Origin of the sequence: Providencia alcalifaciens, from assembly GCF_020271745.1 — a bacterium.
GTDB lineage: Bacteria > Pseudomonadota > Gammaproteobacteria > Enterobacterales > Enterobacteriaceae > Providencia > Providencia alcalifaciens_B.
Window position 1 is genome coordinate 621,692 of sequence record NZ_CP084296.1, and the last position, 18,118, is coordinate 639,809.

14 protein-coding genes are annotated in these 18,118 nt (G+C 43.9%); 1 reads left to right on the forward strand and 13 read right to left on the reverse strand.

Translation table 11 applies throughout. From position 1 onward, the window contains the following. Positions 1-36 precede the first annotated feature (36 nt). The 12 genes from hypE to hypF form a co-directional block, all read right to left on the reverse strand. Positions 37-1,062: a hydrogenase expression/formation protein HypE gene (gene hypE, locus LDO51_RS02735; RefSeq protein ID WP_225576255.1), complete on the reverse strand. Its 1,026-nt coding sequence runs from the start codon at positions 1,060-1,062 to the stop codon at positions 37-39. Position 1,063: 1 nt separating this feature from the next. Continuing rightward, on the reverse strand, positions 1,064-2,176 hold the full coding sequence (gene hypD / locus LDO51_RS02740; RefSeq protein WP_225576256.1) for a hydrogenase formation protein HypD: 1,113 nt from the start codon (positions 2,174-2,176) through the stop codon (positions 1,064-1,066). Next, positions 2,160-2,456, reverse strand: coding sequence for a hydrogenase maturation factor HybG (gene hybG, locus LDO51_RS02745; RefSeq protein WP_036956233.1), 297 nt, complete (start codon positions 2,454-2,456; stop codon positions 2,160-2,162). The genes hypD and hybG overlap by 17 nt, the downstream gene beginning before the upstream one ends. Beyond that, a complete protein-coding gene (hypB, locus tag LDO51_RS02750; RefSeq protein WP_225576257.1) occupies positions 2,447-3,553 on the reverse strand; it encodes a hydrogenase nickel incorporation protein HypB in 1,107 nt (368 codons plus the stop codon). The genes hybG and hypB overlap by 10 nt, the downstream gene beginning before the upstream one ends. A gap of 126 nt (positions 3,554-3,679) precedes the next feature. Further along, a complete protein-coding gene (hypA, locus tag LDO51_RS02755; RefSeq protein ID WP_006659165.1) occupies positions 3,680-4,021 on the reverse strand; it encodes a hydrogenase maturation nickel metallochaperone HypA in 342 nt (113 codons plus the stop codon). Beyond that, the gene (gene hybE, locus LDO51_RS02760; RefSeq protein WP_225577203.1) at positions 4,021-4,506 is read right to left on the reverse strand and encodes a hydrogenase-2 assembly chaperone; all 486 of its coding nucleotides are present in this window, start codon (positions 4,504-4,506) and stop codon (positions 4,021-4,023) included. The genes hypA and hybE overlap by 1 nt, the downstream gene beginning before the upstream one ends. 7 nt (positions 4,507-4,513) lie before the next feature. After that, complete coding sequence (locus tag LDO51_RS02765) at positions 4,514-5,008, reverse strand: HyaD/HybD family hydrogenase maturation endopeptidase (RefSeq protein WP_154627706.1); 495 nt, start codon at positions 5,006-5,008, stop codon at positions 4,514-4,516. After that, positions 5,008-6,711, reverse strand: coding sequence for a hydrogenase 2 large subunit (hybC, locus tag LDO51_RS02770; protein ID WP_225576258.1), 1,704 nt, complete (start codon positions 6,709-6,711; stop codon positions 5,008-5,010). Before hybC ends, LDO51_RS02765 begins: the two co-directional genes overlap by 1 nt. After that, positions 6,708-7,895 carry a Ni/Fe-hydrogenase cytochrome b subunit gene (gene hybB, locus LDO51_RS02775; protein ID WP_225576259.1) on the reverse strand — a complete coding sequence of 396 codons (1,188 nt, stop codon included), beginning with the start codon at positions 7,893-7,895 and terminating at the stop codon, positions 6,708-6,710. Before hybB ends, hybC begins: the two co-directional genes overlap by 4 nt. Further along, positions 7,882-8,937, reverse strand: coding sequence for a hydrogenase 2 operon protein HybA (gene hybA, locus LDO51_RS02780; protein ID WP_225576260.1), 1,056 nt, complete (start codon positions 8,935-8,937; stop codon positions 7,882-7,884). Before hybA ends, hybB begins: the two co-directional genes overlap by 14 nt. Before the next feature lie 2 nt (positions 8,938-8,939). Next, the gene (hybO, locus tag LDO51_RS02785; protein ID WP_036956217.1) at positions 8,940-10,058 is read right to left on the reverse strand and encodes a hydrogenase 2 small subunit; all 1,119 of its coding nucleotides are present in this window, start codon (positions 10,056-10,058) and stop codon (positions 8,940-8,942) included. Between the two features lie 619 nt (positions 10,059-10,677). Further along, positions 10,678-12,960, reverse strand: coding sequence for a carbamoyltransferase HypF (gene hypF, locus LDO51_RS02790; RefSeq protein ID WP_225576261.1), 2,283 nt, complete (start codon positions 12,958-12,960; stop codon positions 10,678-10,680). A gap of 324 nt (positions 12,961-13,284) precedes the next feature. Here hypF and LDO51_RS02795 point away from each other — a divergent pair, with 324 nt between their 5' ends. Continuing rightward, positions 13,285-17,160 carry an Ig-like domain-containing protein gene (locus tag LDO51_RS02795; protein ID WP_225576262.1) on the forward strand — a complete coding sequence of 1,292 codons (3,876 nt, stop codon included), beginning with the start codon at positions 13,285-13,287 and terminating at the stop codon, positions 17,158-17,160. Positions 17,161-17,248: 88 nt separating this feature from the next. Here LDO51_RS02795 and LDO51_RS02800 read toward each other — a convergent pair whose 3' ends face one another. Continuing rightward, positions 17,249-18,103, reverse strand: a complete 855-nt coding sequence (locus LDO51_RS02800) for a hypothetical protein (RefSeq protein WP_225576263.1) — start codon at positions 18,101-18,103, stop codon at positions 17,249-17,251. Between the last annotated feature and the right edge of the window lie 15 nt (positions 18,104-18,118).

Genomic DNA, 18,118 nt, shown 5'->3' on the forward strand with positions numbered 1-18,118 from the left:
TTTCATTTCGGTACCGTTTTATTCGGGTGCAAATAACTAACAAATTCGAGGTAATGGCTCGCTATGCGGCAAATCTAATAGTCGGGAAGCACCAAAAATACCCACCAGCTTCACCTGTTTATTCTCTGTCACACAACCAATGGTTTTGGCATTAATACCTAATGGATGTTGATGTAATGCGGCTAAAACTTGCTGTTCAGCGTCAGGTTTCACCACAATCACTAATTTGCCTTCGTTGGCAAAATTAAGGGGTTCTAAACCTAATAATTCGCACACGCCACGAACGGCTGAAGATACGGGTAAATCCCCTTCATTGATGGAAATGCCGCAGTCACTGGCCTGCGCAAACTCATGCAAAATAGCATTTACACCGCCACGAGTTGCGTCACGCAGAGCGCGTACACCATCAATATCACGTAAAGGCTCAATAATCGGGGTCAAAACCGCGCAATCACTACTGAGCTGGCCTTCCAAACCTAGCTGTTCACGCAAGTTTAAAATGGTCGCACCATGATCACCCAGCGTTCCACTGACAATCACTTTATCCCCTGCTTGAATTTGCTGAGCGCCCCAATGGATTTCAGTTGGGATCACGCCAATACCCGCGGTATTGATAAACACTTTATCCGCCGCGCCACGCTGTACAACCTTGGTATCCCCTGTCACGATCTGCACTCCCGCCGCTTTAGCGGTTGCCGCCATGGACTCCACAATGGTTTGCAAATCTGACAGTGGTAAACCCTCTTCAAGGATAAAACCACAAGAGAGGTATTTGGGAATAGCACCGCTAACCGCCACGTCATTCACTGTACCGCAAACTGCCAGTTTCCCAATATTGCCACCGGGGAAAAAAATAGGGTCAATCACGTAGCTATCGGTACTGAATGCTAAACGGTCACCTAATGCGGTCATTTCTGCTAGAGAAAGCCGTGCTTGATCTTCACGTTCATCGAGAGCTTGGTTAGCAAAAGCCTGTAAAAACAGCTGCTCAATCAGCTGCTGCATGGCGAGACCTCCACTACCATGAGCCATAGTGACCACGTTTTTAGTATCCGAGCTCATTTTACGCCTCCCGACGATATTGGTAATACGCAGCGCAGGCTCCTTCAGAAGAAACCATCAACGCGCCAAATGCGGTTTGTGGTGTACAACGTTGTCCAAACAATGGGCATTCATTCGGTTTACAGCGCCCCGTTAGCACATCACCACAACGTGCTTGAGGGTCATCCGATACTTGATGAGGTTGGATATTAAAACGCAGCTCCGCATCAAATGTTTGATAATCAAGGGTTAACTGCACACCTGAACCCGCAATTTCACCCAATCCACGCCACTCACTAGTCGCTTTCAATTCAAACACATCATCCAAGGCTTTTAGCGCCAACAGGTTACCTTCATCCGCCACAATACGCTTATATTGGTTTTCCACCTCACAGCGACCATCCGCAATTTGATCCACCAGCATGGCAAGAGCTTGCAAAATATCGAGGGGTTCAAACCCTGTGACTACCAATGGTTTATGGAATTCTTGGGTAATAAACTGATAAGGATGAGCCCCGATCACCATGCTGACATGACCCGGTGCAAGGAAGCCATCAATTCGCACATCAGGCTGTTCAAGCAGGCTTCGAAGGGTTGGGATAATGGTGATATGTTGGCAAAATACCGAAAAGTTTTTCACTTGGCGTAAACGCGCTTGTTGTAGTGTCAGCGCGGTACTCGGCATAGTAGTTTCAAACCCTAAACCGAAAAACACCACTTCACGTTCAGGGTTTTGCTGAGCAAGATTTAACGCATCTAATGGTGAATAAACAATCCGCACATCCGCACCACGGCGTTTCGCATCCAGCAAAGAGCCATTTTTACCCGGCACACGCATCGCATCGCCATAGGTGCAAAAAATCACTTCAGGACGTTCAGCAATTTCAATGCAGCCATCAATTCGTCCCATTGGCAATACACAGACAGGGCAACCCGGTCCGTGCACAAATTCAATCTCTGGAGGAAGAAGCTGGTCAATACCAAACTTGAAGATGGCGTGGGTGTGGCCACCACACACTTCCATTAACTGTAATGGGCGCTGCTTGGCTCTTGGGATATCCGCAATACGCTTGCGGATATGCGCCAATAAGGCTTTTGCCAAGGCAGGGTCGCGAAACTCATCGACGTACTGCATCTGTTGCTCCCGAATTTAGCCCTGTAAAGTCCCCCACTTCATGGTCTAACTGGCTCATCGCCGTTAGCGCATCAAGGGTGGCTTGAGCTTCTTCTTCGTTAATCACACTCATCGCGAAGCCAACGTGTACCAAGACCCATTGACCTAACAGGTCTGCGGTATCCCCTTCACAAATTAGCCCAATATTCACGTCGCGTTTCACACCACAGACATCAACTTGCGCCAATTGGTGGACATCTTCGCCCACCGCGACGATTTTGCCCGGTATTCCTAAGCACATAGCTGAGTCTCCAGCCATGCTAACCAAGCATCCATCCCTTCACCGCTAGTGGCAGAGACTTTGATCACTTGGATATTCGGGTTCACCCGTTTTGCATTCTCAATGCAGGCTTCTACATCAAAATGCAGGTACGGCAGTAAGTCGATTTTATTGAGGATCATAATGTCTGACGCTGCAAACATATGCGGGTATTTCAAGGGTTTGTCTTCACCTTCAGTGACAGACAGCACCGCAACTTTATGACGTTCCCCCAAATCAAAACTTGCTGGACAGACTAAGTTTCCTACGTTTTCAATAAATAGCAGGCTGTTCTCATCCAAACCTAAACGGTCAACCGCATCATGCACCATTTGCGCATCTAAGTGGCAGCCTTTACCTGTGTTCACTTGAATCGCTGGCACGCCCGTTTCACGAATACGCTGAGCATCATTGGTGGTCTGCTGATCTCCTTCAATCACCGCGCAGTTCAATTTGTCACGTAGACGTAACAGGGTTTCCGTCAGCAAGGTGGTTTTACCGGAGCCAGGGCTTGAAACGAGGTTCAATGCCAAAATATTTTTTGCCGTAAAATCTTCACGATTGTGCTCGGCTAGATGGTTGTTTTTATCCAGAACATCCATCTCAATTTGTAACATACGTTTTTGGCTAATACCCGGTGCATGGGTTCCCGCTTCACCTTGACCATAATCGAGGTCATGGTGGTCACCTGCGGGGGCAAAAGTGGATTCCGCTTCATGGTTATGATCATGAGCATGATCATGGGAATGCGGATGCTCATGCTTATGTTTATGCTTATGTTTTTCAATCTTCACGCCACAGGTTTCGGGCTCAGATTGATAGTAGTGGTTCACATCACCTTGGTGGTAATAGTGATGATGAATAATCACCGTTTTACCACTATGTTCTGCGGCATGACTGTGGTCATGGTGATGATGGTCGTGGTCATGATGATCATGGTCATGCCCATGAGAATGTTGATCGTGGTGATGATCATGGTCATGAGAATGAGGATGATGGTGATCATGTCCATGGTGATGTTGATGCTCATCACCTTCAATTCTGCGCTCTCCCGAAGCACAGCCACAAGTACTACACATAATGATTACTCCATAAGTGAGTGATAAAGTTAGCTTAGTGCAACATCAGAAAAATAGGTTGATTCACCGCAAGGTCAATTCATAATTTTCGCTCTAAATCACACAAAAGGTTCTTAGATCAAAAATCTATTCGATTTCTAATTCTTTGATTCGCAGACTGTCGCCGTTCTCAACTTTAAGGTTAAAACCGTGACATTTAGGGCAAGCGGCGTCGTGAGTGTGGACATCAACACTTTCACTACAATCCCAACACCATGCTTGAGCTGGACGATACAGGATATGCAATTGACTACCATGTGCCACGGTACCGCGGCACGCGATATCAAAACAAAAACGAAGAGCACTCTCTTCAATGCAAGAGAGTGCGCCAATTTCCAACCAAACGCCGGTCACCTTTTTCACCTGATGCTGCCTTGCTTGCTGTTCAATGATCTCGACAGCACTTTGGCATAAAGAGACTTCATGCATTATTGGTCTCCCAGATAACGCGCGAACACAGCGCGACGTTCCGGCGATTTAGGGACATTAGGATCCGTCACAGGTAAAGAGAGCAACATCCGCGCGCAGTCATCAGTCAGATGCTCACCCTGCGTTGCAGTTAGCTTTCTGTCTAATGGCGACATTAATGAACACGCCAAATATTGAGTTAGCCCTTCCAGTTCCCCAACGGTGTAAGTCATTTCGCCGTAAGGAAGAATCAAACCGAGTTTCTCCCCAACAACACGATGCTCCCAGTATTGATCAGGACCCGGCAGGATGATCGCACTCAACATCCAAGGGGTGATAACCGCCCCTACCCATTGATTTTCAAATAACGAAAATGCACTGGCATAGATGCCCATCGTCGGATGCAAGAAGGACAAATCATGCATCGATTGCTGAGCAACTCGTTCAAAAGCAGCCTGAACTAACGGCTGCGGATTTTGAGAGTAACCTTGGATCTCTTTTGGCATTGATTCATTAGGCATGGAGACACTCTTCTTTTGCGATAATCTCTAACCCTTCACTGCGTAGCACTTCGATCACTTTTTGCAGTGCAGGCTCTAATGCGGCTTGCCCCGTCGCCGTTAAACCGATATTTGGTTCTAACGACTCAGGCACAATCCCCACCAGTGTCAGACGCTTTGGAAACTCATCGGTTAGGTGCAGCGCCGATAACACATCGGAAAGCCCTAACTGATGGGGTGAGATTTTACGGGTAAACAGCGCAGGTACTTCGGCATCGCGCAGCACTAAAATGCTGCCAGGCTGCTGACTCGACAGCACCACATCCGCAATAATCAGATGGTCACGATCCGCCATGGCGCCAATCAGCTCCATGCCTGCCGTTCCACCATCCAATACCTCAACACATTCTGGTAAGTGATAACGTTCTTCGAGTGCTTCAACAATGCGCACACCGATACCTTCATCACTCAACAAAATATTACCAACACCTAAGACTAATATACGCATTACAGTACCTTCACCTTAGTCACTTCGGAACCTTCTGTATCGACGATATGCACCGCACAAGACATGCATGGGTCGAAGGAGTGGATCGTTCTGACGACTTCCAATGGTTTAGATGGGTCAGCCACCGTAGTTCCCACAAGCGCTTGCTCGTATGGGCCTGGTTCATCATTGAAATTACGAGGGCCTGAGTTCCATGTAGATGGAACAACCGCTTGATAGTTTTCAATTTTACCGTCTTTTACCACCACCCAGTGGGATAACAGACCGCGAGGAACCTCACCAAAACCAACCCCTTTGATCACCGTATCTTGTGGGAAGTTTGGCTTGATAAAGGTGGTGTGATCGCCTTTACCGATGTTATCTACCAGTGCTTGCCATTGAATAGACAAGGTTTCGTTTAATACACAGCAACGAACAGTACGACCGATAATGCGACCTAATGTTGATTCTAGCTGGTCTTTGGTGATCGTGTTGCCCGTTAAGGTTTGGTATAAACCGACGACATCATTAAAGTGTTTTTCAGTTGGTTCATGTTTCGCTGCCAGTTTGCACAGCAAGTCAGCTAATGGGCCCACTTCCACGGTTTTATCATAGAAAGTTGGTGCTTTAACCCAAGAGTATTTACCATCATCATCCCAGCCAGTGTAGTCTGGAATTGTAGTGCCTTCCCAAGGGGCTTGCGGCTCGTTATCTTTGTACCATGCGTGTTTGCTGCTCTCTTTAATACCGTTAATCAGGTATTCATCCGTATGGCTAGTGATTGGGCGATAAGTACTGAAATCCCCATTTTCTAGATAACCACCTGGTAGCAAGAAGCTGCCATTTTTGTTGTCCATTGGCATTTCAGGCACACACATATAATGTTTGGCACCTTTACCCATTTCTAACCATTCTGGATAACCCGATGCGATCACTGCCGCGTCGATTTTGTACACTTGCTCGATAAAATCCCCTAAACGGTCAATAAAGGATTTCACATACATTAAGCGCTCAAGGTTAAGTACCCCAATACCATCAAGGTTGATTGGGTTAGCAACACCGCCCACCGCGAGGTTTTGAATATGCGGTGTTTTACCCCCTAGCAGTGCCACGATACGGTTAGCATCACGCTGGCATTCCAGCGCTTGCAGGTAGTGAGCCACCGCAATTAAGTTCACTTCTGGCGACAGTTTCATCGCAGGGTGGCCCCAATAGCCGTTAGCAAAAATACCTAACTGACCACTGGCGACTAAATCTTTAATTTTGTTTTGAACGCGGGTGAACTCTTCAGGGCTGTTTAATGACCATGTAGAGACCCCTTTGAGCATATTCGCCGCTTTGGTTGGGTCTGCTTGTAATGCGGATGTAATATCTACCCAATCCAGAGCTGACAGTTGATAAAAATGCACAATATGGTCTTGGATAGTGTGCGCGGCCAAAATCATATTACGGATATATTGCGCGTTAACAGGCACTTCAAGGTTAAGTGCACTTTCAATGGTACGCACAGAAATAATTCCGTGAACCGTGGTACATACCCCACAAATACGCTGCATGATCATCCATGCATCACGGGCATCTTTCCCTTTTACGATCTCTTCCATGCCACGCCACATGGTGCCGGATGCCCACGCTTTGGTGACTTTTCCATCTTCGATTTCGCAATCAATGCGTAAGTGACCTTCGATACGAGTTACCGGGTCGATAGTTATACGTTGGCTCATGCTTTACCTCGGGCCTGAGAAGGACTTGAATTAGATTTTTTTATTGCTGGAATAATCGGTAATAGGCGAACTAACAAGATGTATGCACACACCTCGATGGCCACAAAACCGATGGAAATTAATATCTCTTCTGCGGTTGGGAAATAGTCATACCCACCGCCAGGATTGAAGGCGATCAGTGAGTAGCTCATACGCCATAGCGCAGAACCCAGTAACATGCTTAATCCACTGATATATAACCATCTTGAGTCAGTACGCAAAGATGGCATCCGGAAGATAATCAGCGGGATCACCATTAATGCAGTCTCAATCCAGAACATCATGGCGTAGAAATCCATCGCCATCACATAGTGCATCTTGCCGCGGTAAATCAACTCACCGAAACGGCAAACCAAGAACAGCACTAAGAACACTTGAAGGATATTGGTTAACTTAACGAACAGAGGTCGTTCATCAGCCCCTTGCCCTTTTAACGCTGACTGCAATAAGGAGCCTTCAAATATCACAATGGAGAACCCCATAATGAAGGCGGTCAGTAGCGATAATAACGGCAACATTTCATAGCTTTGCCAAATCGGATGAACCTTGTGCCCTGCGGCAATCATCAGTGAACCCATGGAAGATTGGTGCATCATTGGCAGTAACGCACCCAATGCGATGATAAAAAACATCACTTTATTCAAGCGTTTTAATGACACTTTCCAATTAAAGCGTTCACAAATTGCAGGGGCAAACTCCAGCGCCATCACACCGATGTAGATAGTCATACACACCGCGGTTTCAAACAGCACGGAGTTAGTATTAAAGTACCCCGGAATATAGAAATAAGGCAGGTTCCAGTAGCGACCCACGTCGATGGTGATAGACAAACCACCGAGAGAGTAACCAAATAGACTCGCCAACAGAGCAGGACGCACTAAAGGGTGATATTCACCGCGGTTAAAGACATACACCGCCCACGCTAACGCCCATCCACCACAGGCAAAACCGGTACCAATCAGTAAGTCAAAGGCAATCCAAATCCCCCATGGGTATCCACCGTTCAGGTCAGAGACTGAACTCAGACCAAACACTAAACGTTTTACAATCAAAATCAGGCACAGGATGACAAACGGTCCGAAGACAATCACTGGCCAACTGACTAAACGCCCACCTAGCGGCTGTTCTTTATCATGCGTTGCCATTAGAGTCGCCCCCCTTGTCCTTATGATTTTGGTCGTCATGATTTTGGTTGTCATGCGTTTTATGGCCATGAGATTTGTCATCATGAGAATCATGATTCTTAGTATTGCGATACACTAAGAAACTCAGTCCCGCTAATGCCGCGAGAGGTAGAACCATGCCTTTGTACAAGGTGTGCTGAACATTTTCAGAACGTGCGCCAGTTGACAGTTCATCTAACTCTGGCAGTCCCAAATTTTGATATGGTACGCCAGAAAGCACCATGACCTGAGTACCACCACCTTCCAATTCACCGTAAATATGTTGCTGGTATTTCGGTGCAGGCATCACGTTCGGGTCATTGTGATGAACAGTTTGGCGAGGGAAGCCGTACTCTTCGCCTACTTTCAGCGATAAACGTTTTTTCGCTTCGGCGAGAAGCTCTTCTCGGGTACCAAAAATCACCGCCCCCGTAGGGCACACTTCAACACAACCTGGTAAACCACCTTTATCTAAGCGTTCTACACCTTTTTGGTTACACAGTTCACATTTATGGATGGCACCAAATTTGTCGTCATAAGCATATTTAGGAATGTTGAATGGGCAACCCACCATGCAATAACGGCAACCTGTACAGATATCAGGATCGTAATGCACGATACCTGTTTTTGGGTCTTTGGTGAGCGCAGAAACAGGACAAACAGAGACGCAGTTAGGATCAACACAGTGCATACACTGTTTTTTAATGTAGGCGTATCCGTCTTTTTCCTGATCTTTATGTAAGCCTGAGCCATCGCTCCAAACTTGAATCACGTTGTTGGTGTATGGCGTCAGTTTGTCATTGTTTGACCATGTTTGAGGTCCTACAGGGTTGCGCTCAGGATGGTTAATATCCTGACACTTGGTGACGCACGCCTGACACCCAACACAGAGTGTCGAGTCATACAACATACCCAGCGCATTCGGAATTGGCGGCCTATTTTCCGCTCCCGCCAAGCTCGGCGAAGTGGTGCTAGCAAGTAGCGCTCCCCCAGCTGAGAGCTTAAGGAAATTTCGTCTATCCACGGTTATTCTCCCCGTGAGTTGGTATCATTTTGACGTTTTTGACGCCCTAACTCACGTACAGCCATCACACTGACACCCGCCACCAGACCAACTACACCACCGATTAAGCCCACGGCAGTTGCAGAAACTTGTCCACCTTCTTTGTTATTCAAATCCGGTTTTTCGGAACGTGGTGTTTGGTTTTCCACATTCGCTAATTGGTGGATACCTTTGTGGAAGCCCACATTTTCTTCGTTACAGCCGTAGCATGGATGCCCGATTGCCACTGGCCACACACCGCCAACGTCACAAAATTGCAAGGTAGAACAGTTGCCGTAAGTTTCTGGCCCTTTACAGCCTAAATGGTATAAACACCAACCTTCACGGTGACCAGCATCGCCAAACTCTTTTGCGAAGCGCCCCGCATCAAAGTGTGGACGTCGTTCACAGTGTTCATGAATTAATCGACCGTACGCGAACATTGGACGATTTTTACTATCCAACGCTGGTGGACGGTTATAAGTGATCAGGTGGGCAACCGTTGCTAAGAAGTTATGTGGGTTTGGCGGGCAACCCGGAATGTTAATCACGGTTTTATCTTTGATGACTTCATTTAAGCCAACCGCACCTGTAGGGTTATCCCCTGCCGCAGCAACCCCGCCCCAAGAAGCGCAAGAGCCGATAGCAATAATCGCAGCCGCACCTTCAGCAGCCATACGGATATGCTCAACGATAGGTTTTCCTGCCACCATGCAGTAGATGCCATCATCTTTCAGTGGAATCGAACCATCCACCACTAAAACATACTTACCTTTATATTTTTCAATAGCATTGTGCTTGTTCTCTTCAACCTGCTCGCCAAAAGCCGCAGAGAGAACTTCGTGATATTCGAGAGAAATGGTATCGAGAATTAAATTTTCGAGAGTTGGGTGAGTCGCACACAGCAACGATTCTGTACATCCAGTACACTCTTGAGCACCAATCCAAATGACGGGTGGACGTTCTGGATCACTCACTGCATCAGCCATTTGAGCGGCGGCTTTTCCACTTAACCCCATTGTCGCAGCAAGCGCTGTACACAACTTCATAAAGTCACGGCGATTAATGCCATGGGGAGAAAGAATAGAGTTATCTCCTGCCATTTCTATTTCCTATTATGAGTGGCTTAGAGCCTATTTATTAGGCTATTTCTCTTTACGATTTTGCATTCAAAAAATAAATAAAATCCGCCACATATTAAAAATATGCATAGGAATTTAGGTATTATTTGTATTCAAAATCGCTTCACCAATTACACCTAATAAGCTGAGGTCTTATTAGAATTACCTGATGTGTAAATATAAATGAGATCCTAGTCCTACCGCTTTTTAATCACTTGATCTTCATCAAGAGCCAATAAGAAATTTGGTTTTTTTTAAATTTATGATAGAAAAATCGATTCAGCGATGAGTTAAAAGATTATTTAACTTTTCATGCTATTATCAATTTGTTTAAAAAAATGAGAGCTAAAATGTTAAAAAAATATAACAAAACGTTGTTATATCATGATGTTAAAATATAAAATCATCTATGAGGTCTTATGGATAAGTATAATTAAACGAATTTAGAGTAACGTTTTATTTCAGTAACGGTCATTTTTGTAAAAACAAATAAGAATTAATATCAATTATTTTAAATAAGAATTAATATCATAAATAAATAAAGATAAATTTATTTGTTTATTTATATCTAATAAAAACAAATAAAGCCTGACTATTATTCTCAGTTATTTTTCTTCAATATTGCGGCAGCGATCGCAACTTGCCCCAATGCAAGTCCACCATCTCCCATCGGTAATTGACGGGCATGCAACACCTCAAGAGGCTGTAAATTCTCTATTAGCAAATGACGCAATAATTGGTTATGCAGAACACCACCAGACAGCACCACTTGTTGAATGCCATGCTGTTTCGCTTGTTGCAAGGCTAAATCCGCAAATCCTTGCGCCAAAGCTTGATGAAAAGCATGGGCTCGTTCGGCTCTCGGTGCATCATAAGCCAACCACTCATGCCAAAAGGTGCTTAAATCCAATTGATTATCCACCACCGGCATTGTGACAGGATGCTGCTGAGCTGAACTTTGCAATGCTAACGCTTCTAACTGGCAAGCCCCCTCACCTTCCCAACTGGTTTGCTCAGGACAGATCCTTAATGCTGCTGCGATAGCATCAAATAATCGTCCTGTCGACGAAGCGGTTGGGCAGTTAAGCCCCCGGCTAATCGCTTTTTGTAATAGTGGATAAGCAAAAGGAGCGAGTACCGAAGCAATCGGATTTGTTTGCCAATCAGGAACAAATTTTTCTAGATGAGCCAATAAGTTACGCCACGGTTGGCGAGATGCCAAATCGCCCCCCGGCATAGCAACTGGTGGTAATCCACCAAGGTGTTGGCTAGAGGCGTAATCGACGAGTAAGCACTCACCGCCCCACAATCGGTTATCATCGCCAAAACCGAGACCATCCAGTGCCAAACCAATCACTTTTTCATCACCTAACGGGATGCCGTGTTCCGCCATCGCCGCCGCAATATGGGCATGATGATGCTGAACGTGGATCATCGGAATATTAAGCTGCTCACTGAATGTTTTGCCGTAACGGTGGCTAACATAATTGGGGTGCATATCCCCCACTAAATATTCCGGTTTGAATCGATAGATGGATTCAAATAGTGTAATAGCCTGCTGATATTGTTGATAAATATCGACATCGTCTAAATCACCTAAATGCTGGCTCATCACCGCACTTTTATCTCTAAGTAAACAAAAGGTATTTTTTAAATCCGCACCTAACGCCAAAATGGACGGTGAGCTTTCAAAGCCCGCCGGAAGGTCAATGGCATCCGGCACATAACCTCTAGCTCGGCGTAACATTTCTGCTTTTCCGGCATGGTAGCGCACTAAAGAGTCATCAGCCCGTTGAACAATATCGCGATTATGCATCAGCCAAATGTCTGCAATGTTCGCTAAATCGGTAAAAGCCGCTTGCTCCGTTAATACGGGTGGTTTGCCAGATGCATTTCCAGAGGTCATCACTAATGGCTTATTCACCTGCGCCATCAATAAGTGTTGCAGTGGGTTGGAAGGTAGCATCACCCCCACCTCCCGCAAATGTGGCGCAATATTTTCACTTAATACGCTATTTTTCCATCTGTGAATAAGGACAATCGGGGCGGCTGCACTTTCAAGTAATGCACTTAGACCTTCAGTGACATCGACTCCTTGGTTTTTTAGCCAGTCTAGGGATGGGATCATCACCGCCAGAGGTTTGCTGGGACGGTGTTTGCGTTGACGCAGTTGTTCGACTGCATGGAAATGAGTGGCATCACAGGCAAGATGAAAACCGCCGAGCCCTTTAATAGCAGCGATTTTGCCATTCAATAAATCAGTCGCCGTTTGTTCTAAGGCGTGATGGTGAATCGCTAGAATCTTGCCATTCTTGTCACACAGCTGGATTTCCGGACCACAGGTTGCACAAGCATTTGGCTGTGCATGGAAACGTCTGTCTGCCGGGTTTTCATATTCTTGCTGACATTTAGGGCATAAAGGAAATGCCGCCATTGAGGTATTTGGTCGGTCATAGGGCATTTGACGAATGATAGTAAAGCGGGGGCCGCAATGGGTGCAGTTTGCAAATGGGTAATGATAGCGACGATTCGTAGGGTCAAACAGTTCGTCACGGCAGGCTTTGCAGGTTGCAGCATCAGGGATAACTTGAGTATCCATGCGCCCAGCGCCACTATGGCGAATAGTGAATTTTTTTGGTAACTCATCCCATTGAAAAGGCTGGGGTTGTACAGATTCAATATGCGCAAGCGGCGGGCAGTGTTGATATAAAAGTTGGGTAAATAAAGGGATATCCGCTGTCTCTAATAGGCGCACTAGTACACCTTCGCCATCATTACAGACATCGCCGTTCAAGGCACATTGATGGGCGAGTTGCCAGACATATGGCCGAAATCCAACCCCTTGAACCTTTCCTTTGATACGTAACTGTATGCCGTTTTTCACTCGAATACCCTCTGGTGATTGAGACTCTATTCTCGCGCTTCTACGTATAAATAACCTGAGTTCAGATCAAAAAATAAAGCGTTTTTAAGTTTTCTCATGAAATATGAGCTCTAAGCTTTATTTTAAAAAAAACATATTATTCATTTTTAAATAATCAATTAAAAGATAAAAATAAATTAAACATTATTCCATCAATAAAAACAAATGTACCCTATAATTAAAAATCAAAAATAAAATTTTAAAAAACAAAATCATCCCAGACAAATAAATAACATCGCCATTTGATTATCATTAATATAAATATAGACAATGAAAATGAACGCAATGAATAAAAAAACCACATCATTAATTTTACTTCAAATCTATTTTTTTATTTTCTGGAGTTTTTTTCCTATTGGTAATGCAAATGAAAACAAACAAGAACATTGGCTTATATTAGAAAACACATCAGAGCAATCTATTAATGACCTTCCTGAACTGCCAATGGAATCAATAAATAAGCAAGATATCAATCAGAAATTTATTGCCGAAAAAGGAAGCCAGCTAGGTACAATTCTGAGCAGTGAAAATAGCACCAATATTGCCCGAAATATGTTAGGAAACGCCTTAATACAGAAGATTAACCGTGATATTAATAATTGGTTTAATCAGGTTGCTTATGCCCGCATTCAATTTAACACTGATAAAAACGGTAATGCCGCTATCCTCTATCCCTTATATGATAAAGATAGCCATATTGTCTTCACCCAATTGGGATTACAAATTAATGAAGATCGTACAACAACGAATATAGGATTCGGTTATCGTCAGCTTAATATTGATTGGATGTGGGGGGTTAACTCGTTTTATGATTCAACATCTTCAAATAGACGTTTAGGTTTAGGTGCTGAAGCATCCGCTGATTTTATTAAACTATCAAGCAACGGTTATTTTCGCTTGAGTGATTGGCATGGTTCTAAATTAGACAATTGGCGTGATTTTGATGAGCGCCCAGCTAATGGTTTTGATGTTCGATTCGAAGGATTTCTTCCAGATTATCCTCAATTTGGGGCAAATTTAAAATACGAGCATTATTATGGAAAGAACGTAAATATAAACAATGGTTTATATTTACGAGACTTAAAAAATAATCCAAGTCTTTATAGTGTTGGCGTTTCTTATACACCAATACCGCTTGTAACGATGAGATTAAATCAGTCCGTAGGCAGCTCCAGTGATACATCCGCCATGCTCCAAATTAATTATCGTTTTGATCTTCCACTGAATCGCCAATTATCTGCTGACTCAGTCAAAAGTATGCGTTCTCTTACAGGATTACGTTACGACTTTGTCGACCGAAACTACGACATCGTCATGCAATATAAGAAGCAAGAATTGCTTACTATTTCATTACCTAATGAATTAGAGGTGCAATCAAAACAACGGATCAATCTAACCGCAACAATTATAAAGTCTAAATATGGCGTCAAAGACATTCAATGGTCAGCCCCTGAGCTGATTGCTGATGGAGGAAGCTTTATTAAAACCTCCGTAAACAGTATCGAAATTGTTTTACCTCCCATTCAAAACAACCCTAAAATCTATACGCTAACGGCTATTGCAATCGATAATAATGGGAATAAATCGAATACCGCGACAACCCGTTTAAATGTAAAACCGATGTCAGGAATGATTTCTATTTTTACCGTCTTTCCTCAAGGCTCTGTCACAGCCAATGATTCAGATAACTATGAAGCAACTGTGACAGTCACAGATACAGCCGGAAAAGCGCTCACAAATACCAATGTCGAATTTACGTTATCAGGTTTCTCGCCATTATCCGCATTTACTTTATCTGGCAATAATATTTCCAGTGCTTCTCCGCTCACATTGCCAACGGACAGTAAAGGGCAAATTATTATCAATATTCGGGGACAAAAAGCCCAACAAGGATTATTGATTGCTAAATTAGAAGATGGCTATCAATCCAGCAAGCCTCTCCAATTTATCGCTGATAGTTCCACCGCCCAGATCATGCCATCTGATATTGTCGTTATTGAAGATAATGCCGTCGCCAATAACAAAGCGACTAACCGCATTTCTGTACACATCACAGATAAATTTGGAAATCCATTAGAAAATCAATTAATTAGTGTATCCGCAAATAATGGCGCAACAGTGGGTAACATTACCCCTACCGATGCAAATGGCGATATGATTTTCTCTTTAACCAGTTTTAACGCGGGTAATAGTGAAATCACAATAACATTTAATGGCAGTCGCCATACCGTCAACGTGATGTTTATGCCCGATAAGAGCACGGCGCAAATTGATAGTGCCAATATGATTTTGGTGAGGAATAACGCGACGGCTAATGGTATTGATACAAATAGAATTAAAGTTATCGTTACCGATGCCCATAATAACCCGCTTCCAGGTCAAGTGATTACAGTAACGGCAGAAAATGGCGCGACGGTAAGCGCAATCTCACCAACCAATAGTCAGGGAGAAACAGAGTTTACGCTCACAAGTCTCAAAGCGGCCCAATATCAAGTAACCGCTGAAATTAATGGCAGTACTCAATCCCTAAACGTGACATTTGTTGGGGATAACAACTCTGCGAAAATTGATAAAAATGACATGGTAATCACCAAAAATAACGCTAAAGCCGATGGTGTTGATACCGATCGCGTCAAGGTTATCGTAACGGATAAAAATGGCAATCCACTTGCAGGTCAAATCATCACAGTGAGTACCGATACGGGCGTGATTTTAGGGACTATTTCGCCAACTAATACTGCGGGGGAAACTGAATTCTCCATCACAAGCACCGAAGCTAAGCAATACAAAATAACGGCAGAGATCAACGGCAGCTCACAATCTGTTTCAGTTGATTTTATTGCAGATACCAGTACAGCCCAATTAGATAAAAGCGCGATTACTGTCGTCAAAAATGATGCTAAAGCCGATAAAATCGAAATTAATCAAATAAAAGTCAAAATCATCGATGCCAATAATAACCCTATAAAAGGTCAAAAAGTCACTGTGACTGCGGATCCCCATATTAGCATTGGTCCAATTCCAGAAACCGATATTAATGGTGAAGCCATTATTTCCTTAACCAGTAGGCTGCCGGGACCCAGTGTAATTACCCTGTCGATTAATAATAGTACCCAAAATGTCACCGTCACATTTACCAGTGCTATTGACCCGAGCAAATCAACTCTCACGTTAGATAAAACACGTATCGTCAATTCATCGGGTGCAACAGAGGATGGAAAAGCCACGATCACGCTCACTATGATCGATAAGAATAATCAGCCGATTACAGGGGTTAAAAATGATGTGGCGTTTACTGCCAATAATAATGAGCTGAAGATAGGTAATGTGACAGAAACAGCTCCCGGTCAATATACGGCGGTTGTCACCTCTTCTACCATTGGTGATTACCAGATCACCGCAACAGTGCTGTATTCAACCTATACGGCTCAGTCACCAACCATTAGCGTGTATACCTATATATTCAGGCTCAGCAATTTAGATCATAAAATAGGTGTGACCGCCCTATATGATTATCAATTATTTGTTAAATCCAGCGATGGTGTAGAAAGTGAAATTCAATTAAATGCTAACCAAGTCAATTGGATATCCAGTAATACCAGTGTGGCGACACCGATATCTCCAGGGAAAATTCAAGGTCGACAAAAAGGGGTCGTCAATATTAGTGTTAGCAGTACTGGTACGGGTTATAAAGGTGTTCCAGTCACCGTCATACCTGCAAAATTGACTGTCAGTGAATTGAAAATATCACCAATATATGGTGATTCCACCAGCAAACCTAATTCAGCCTCTGAATACTTGATTGAGCCTCCTGGATATACGTTAACGGGTCAAGGGGATTGGGTCGTGGACTCTATCGGGAATTCCGGGGGAACGGGAGGAACCACCACAACCATAACTAACACAGATTCGGTGACTAAAATTGATGTTATTGTGTGCCGCTTCCAAGGTGTGCTGGTCATCGGTCGATTAACTTTCTACAAGCCTACAACTAACCAAGTGATTGGAGAAGCGCATAATACCTGCACTAATCCACAAACTTATGTCTACCAAATCCCATCGGGAGAACAATTTATCGGGTTTACAGGATGGAATAGTCAAACCTCGTCTACCAATAGTGTTTTCTTGGGCGCAATTCGTTTTATTACCATTGATAGATAAAAATACACTACGCTTAGTACATAAAATGGCAGGATTTCAGTCTCGATATATTGACCAAAATCCTGCCATTACCTTTTATGTTTAGATACTAAGGGAGCTCAACCGATAACAGGAAAATACCTGAATACTCATCCGGAACGAGATCTTTAGTTTTTCTCAATGTACTGGTGACGTTAAAGGTTTGCTTTACAAACGAATCTACCGAAAGCACTGTCGATGGATCTCCATTTACCTTAATTTCCGACTCTAAGCCATCGGCCATAAAGATAAAGTTATCATTATCTAAACCCGCGACTGCCGAAATTTTAACATCTGTTGGACTTGTGCAACTGATAGTAAAGTTTTCGTTCACCGTATGCCCATTCATGGAGCTATTGGATAATGTTCCGTGGTCAATATAGTCTGGTCCTTCAATATCACAGTTTGTAATTGCAGGATCTAGCGGAGAGCAGAGAATAATTGGGTTATCCGCAGTTTGCTCCCTTTGCATATGGCCGGTGTAGTGAATACCTAAGTTAAAACAAAATCCAACACCAGGACGTCTAGGATAGAATTCCCAGTTCCCCGGGATTTGTTTGTTTAATATTCCACCTTTATCCAAAGCTCGTGCAACTTCACTAAAAGTTACTGGTTTTTCTTCCCATGTACTTCTTTCTGTTAATCCAACAGTTTGAGTATCGAAGTTAACGGTGTGGGATGACCCGGATCCGTATCCACCATCAGCATAACTTCCCCAAGAACCGAGAAAAATATTACAAGGGCACGAGCCTGATGTTTGAATTGCCATTGGTCTATTATCATGAACCAAGTCGCCACGTAAGATATATTGAGCAAGTATCCAAGCACCATAGTCAGCAACCATCTCACCCTGCGCCGCAAATTCAGCCCGTGCAAATTGAAAGGGCGATATAGCCAGTAAACAGATAAGAATAAATTTTTTCATAATATCCTTAACAAC

Excerpts from the sequence above, each read along its gene's own strand:
- hypE (WP_225576255.1), bottom strand. The coding sequence starts at position 1,062 with ATGAGCTCGGATACTAAAAACGTGGTCACTATGGCTCATGGTAGTGGA.
- hypD (WP_225576256.1), bottom strand. The coding sequence starts at position 2,176 with ATGCAGTACGTCGATGAGTTTCGCGACCCTGCCTTGGCAAAAGCCTTA.
- hybG (WP_036956233.1), bottom strand. The coding sequence starts at position 2,456 with ATGTGCTTAGGAATACCGGGCAAAATCGTCGCGGTGGGCGAAGATGTC.
- hypB (WP_225576257.1), bottom strand. The coding sequence starts at position 3,553 with ATGTGTAGTACTTGTGGCTGTGCTTCGGGAGAGCGCAGAATTGAAGGT.
- hypA (WP_006659165.1), bottom strand. The coding sequence starts at position 4,021 with ATGCATGAAGTCTCTTTATGCCAAAGTGCTGTCGAGATCATTGAACAG.
- hybE (WP_225577203.1), bottom strand. The coding sequence starts at position 4,506 with ATGCCAAAAGAGATCCAAGGTTACTCTCAAAATCCGCAGCCGTTAGTT.
- LDO51_RS02765 (WP_154627706.1), bottom strand. The coding sequence starts at position 5,008 with ATGCGTATATTAGTCTTAGGTGTTGGTAATATTTTGTTGAGTGATGAA.
- hybC (WP_225576258.1), bottom strand. The coding sequence starts at position 6,711 with ATGAGCCAACGTATAACTATCGACCCGGTAACTCGTATCGAAGGTCAC.
- hybB (WP_225576259.1), bottom strand. The coding sequence starts at position 7,895 with ATGGCAACGCATGATAAAGAACAGCCGCTAGGTGGGCGTTTAGTCAGT.
- hybO (WP_036956217.1), bottom strand. The coding sequence starts at position 10,058 with ATGGCAGGAGATAACTCTATTCTTTCTCCCCATGGCATTAATCGCCGT.
- LDO51_RS02795 (WP_225576262.1), top strand. The coding sequence starts at position 13,285 with ATGAATAAAAAAACCACATCATTAATTTTACTTCAAATCTATTTTTTT.
- LDO51_RS02800 (WP_225576263.1), bottom strand. The coding sequence starts at position 18,103 with ATGAAAAAATTTATTCTTATCTGTTTACTGGCTATATCGCCCTTTCAA.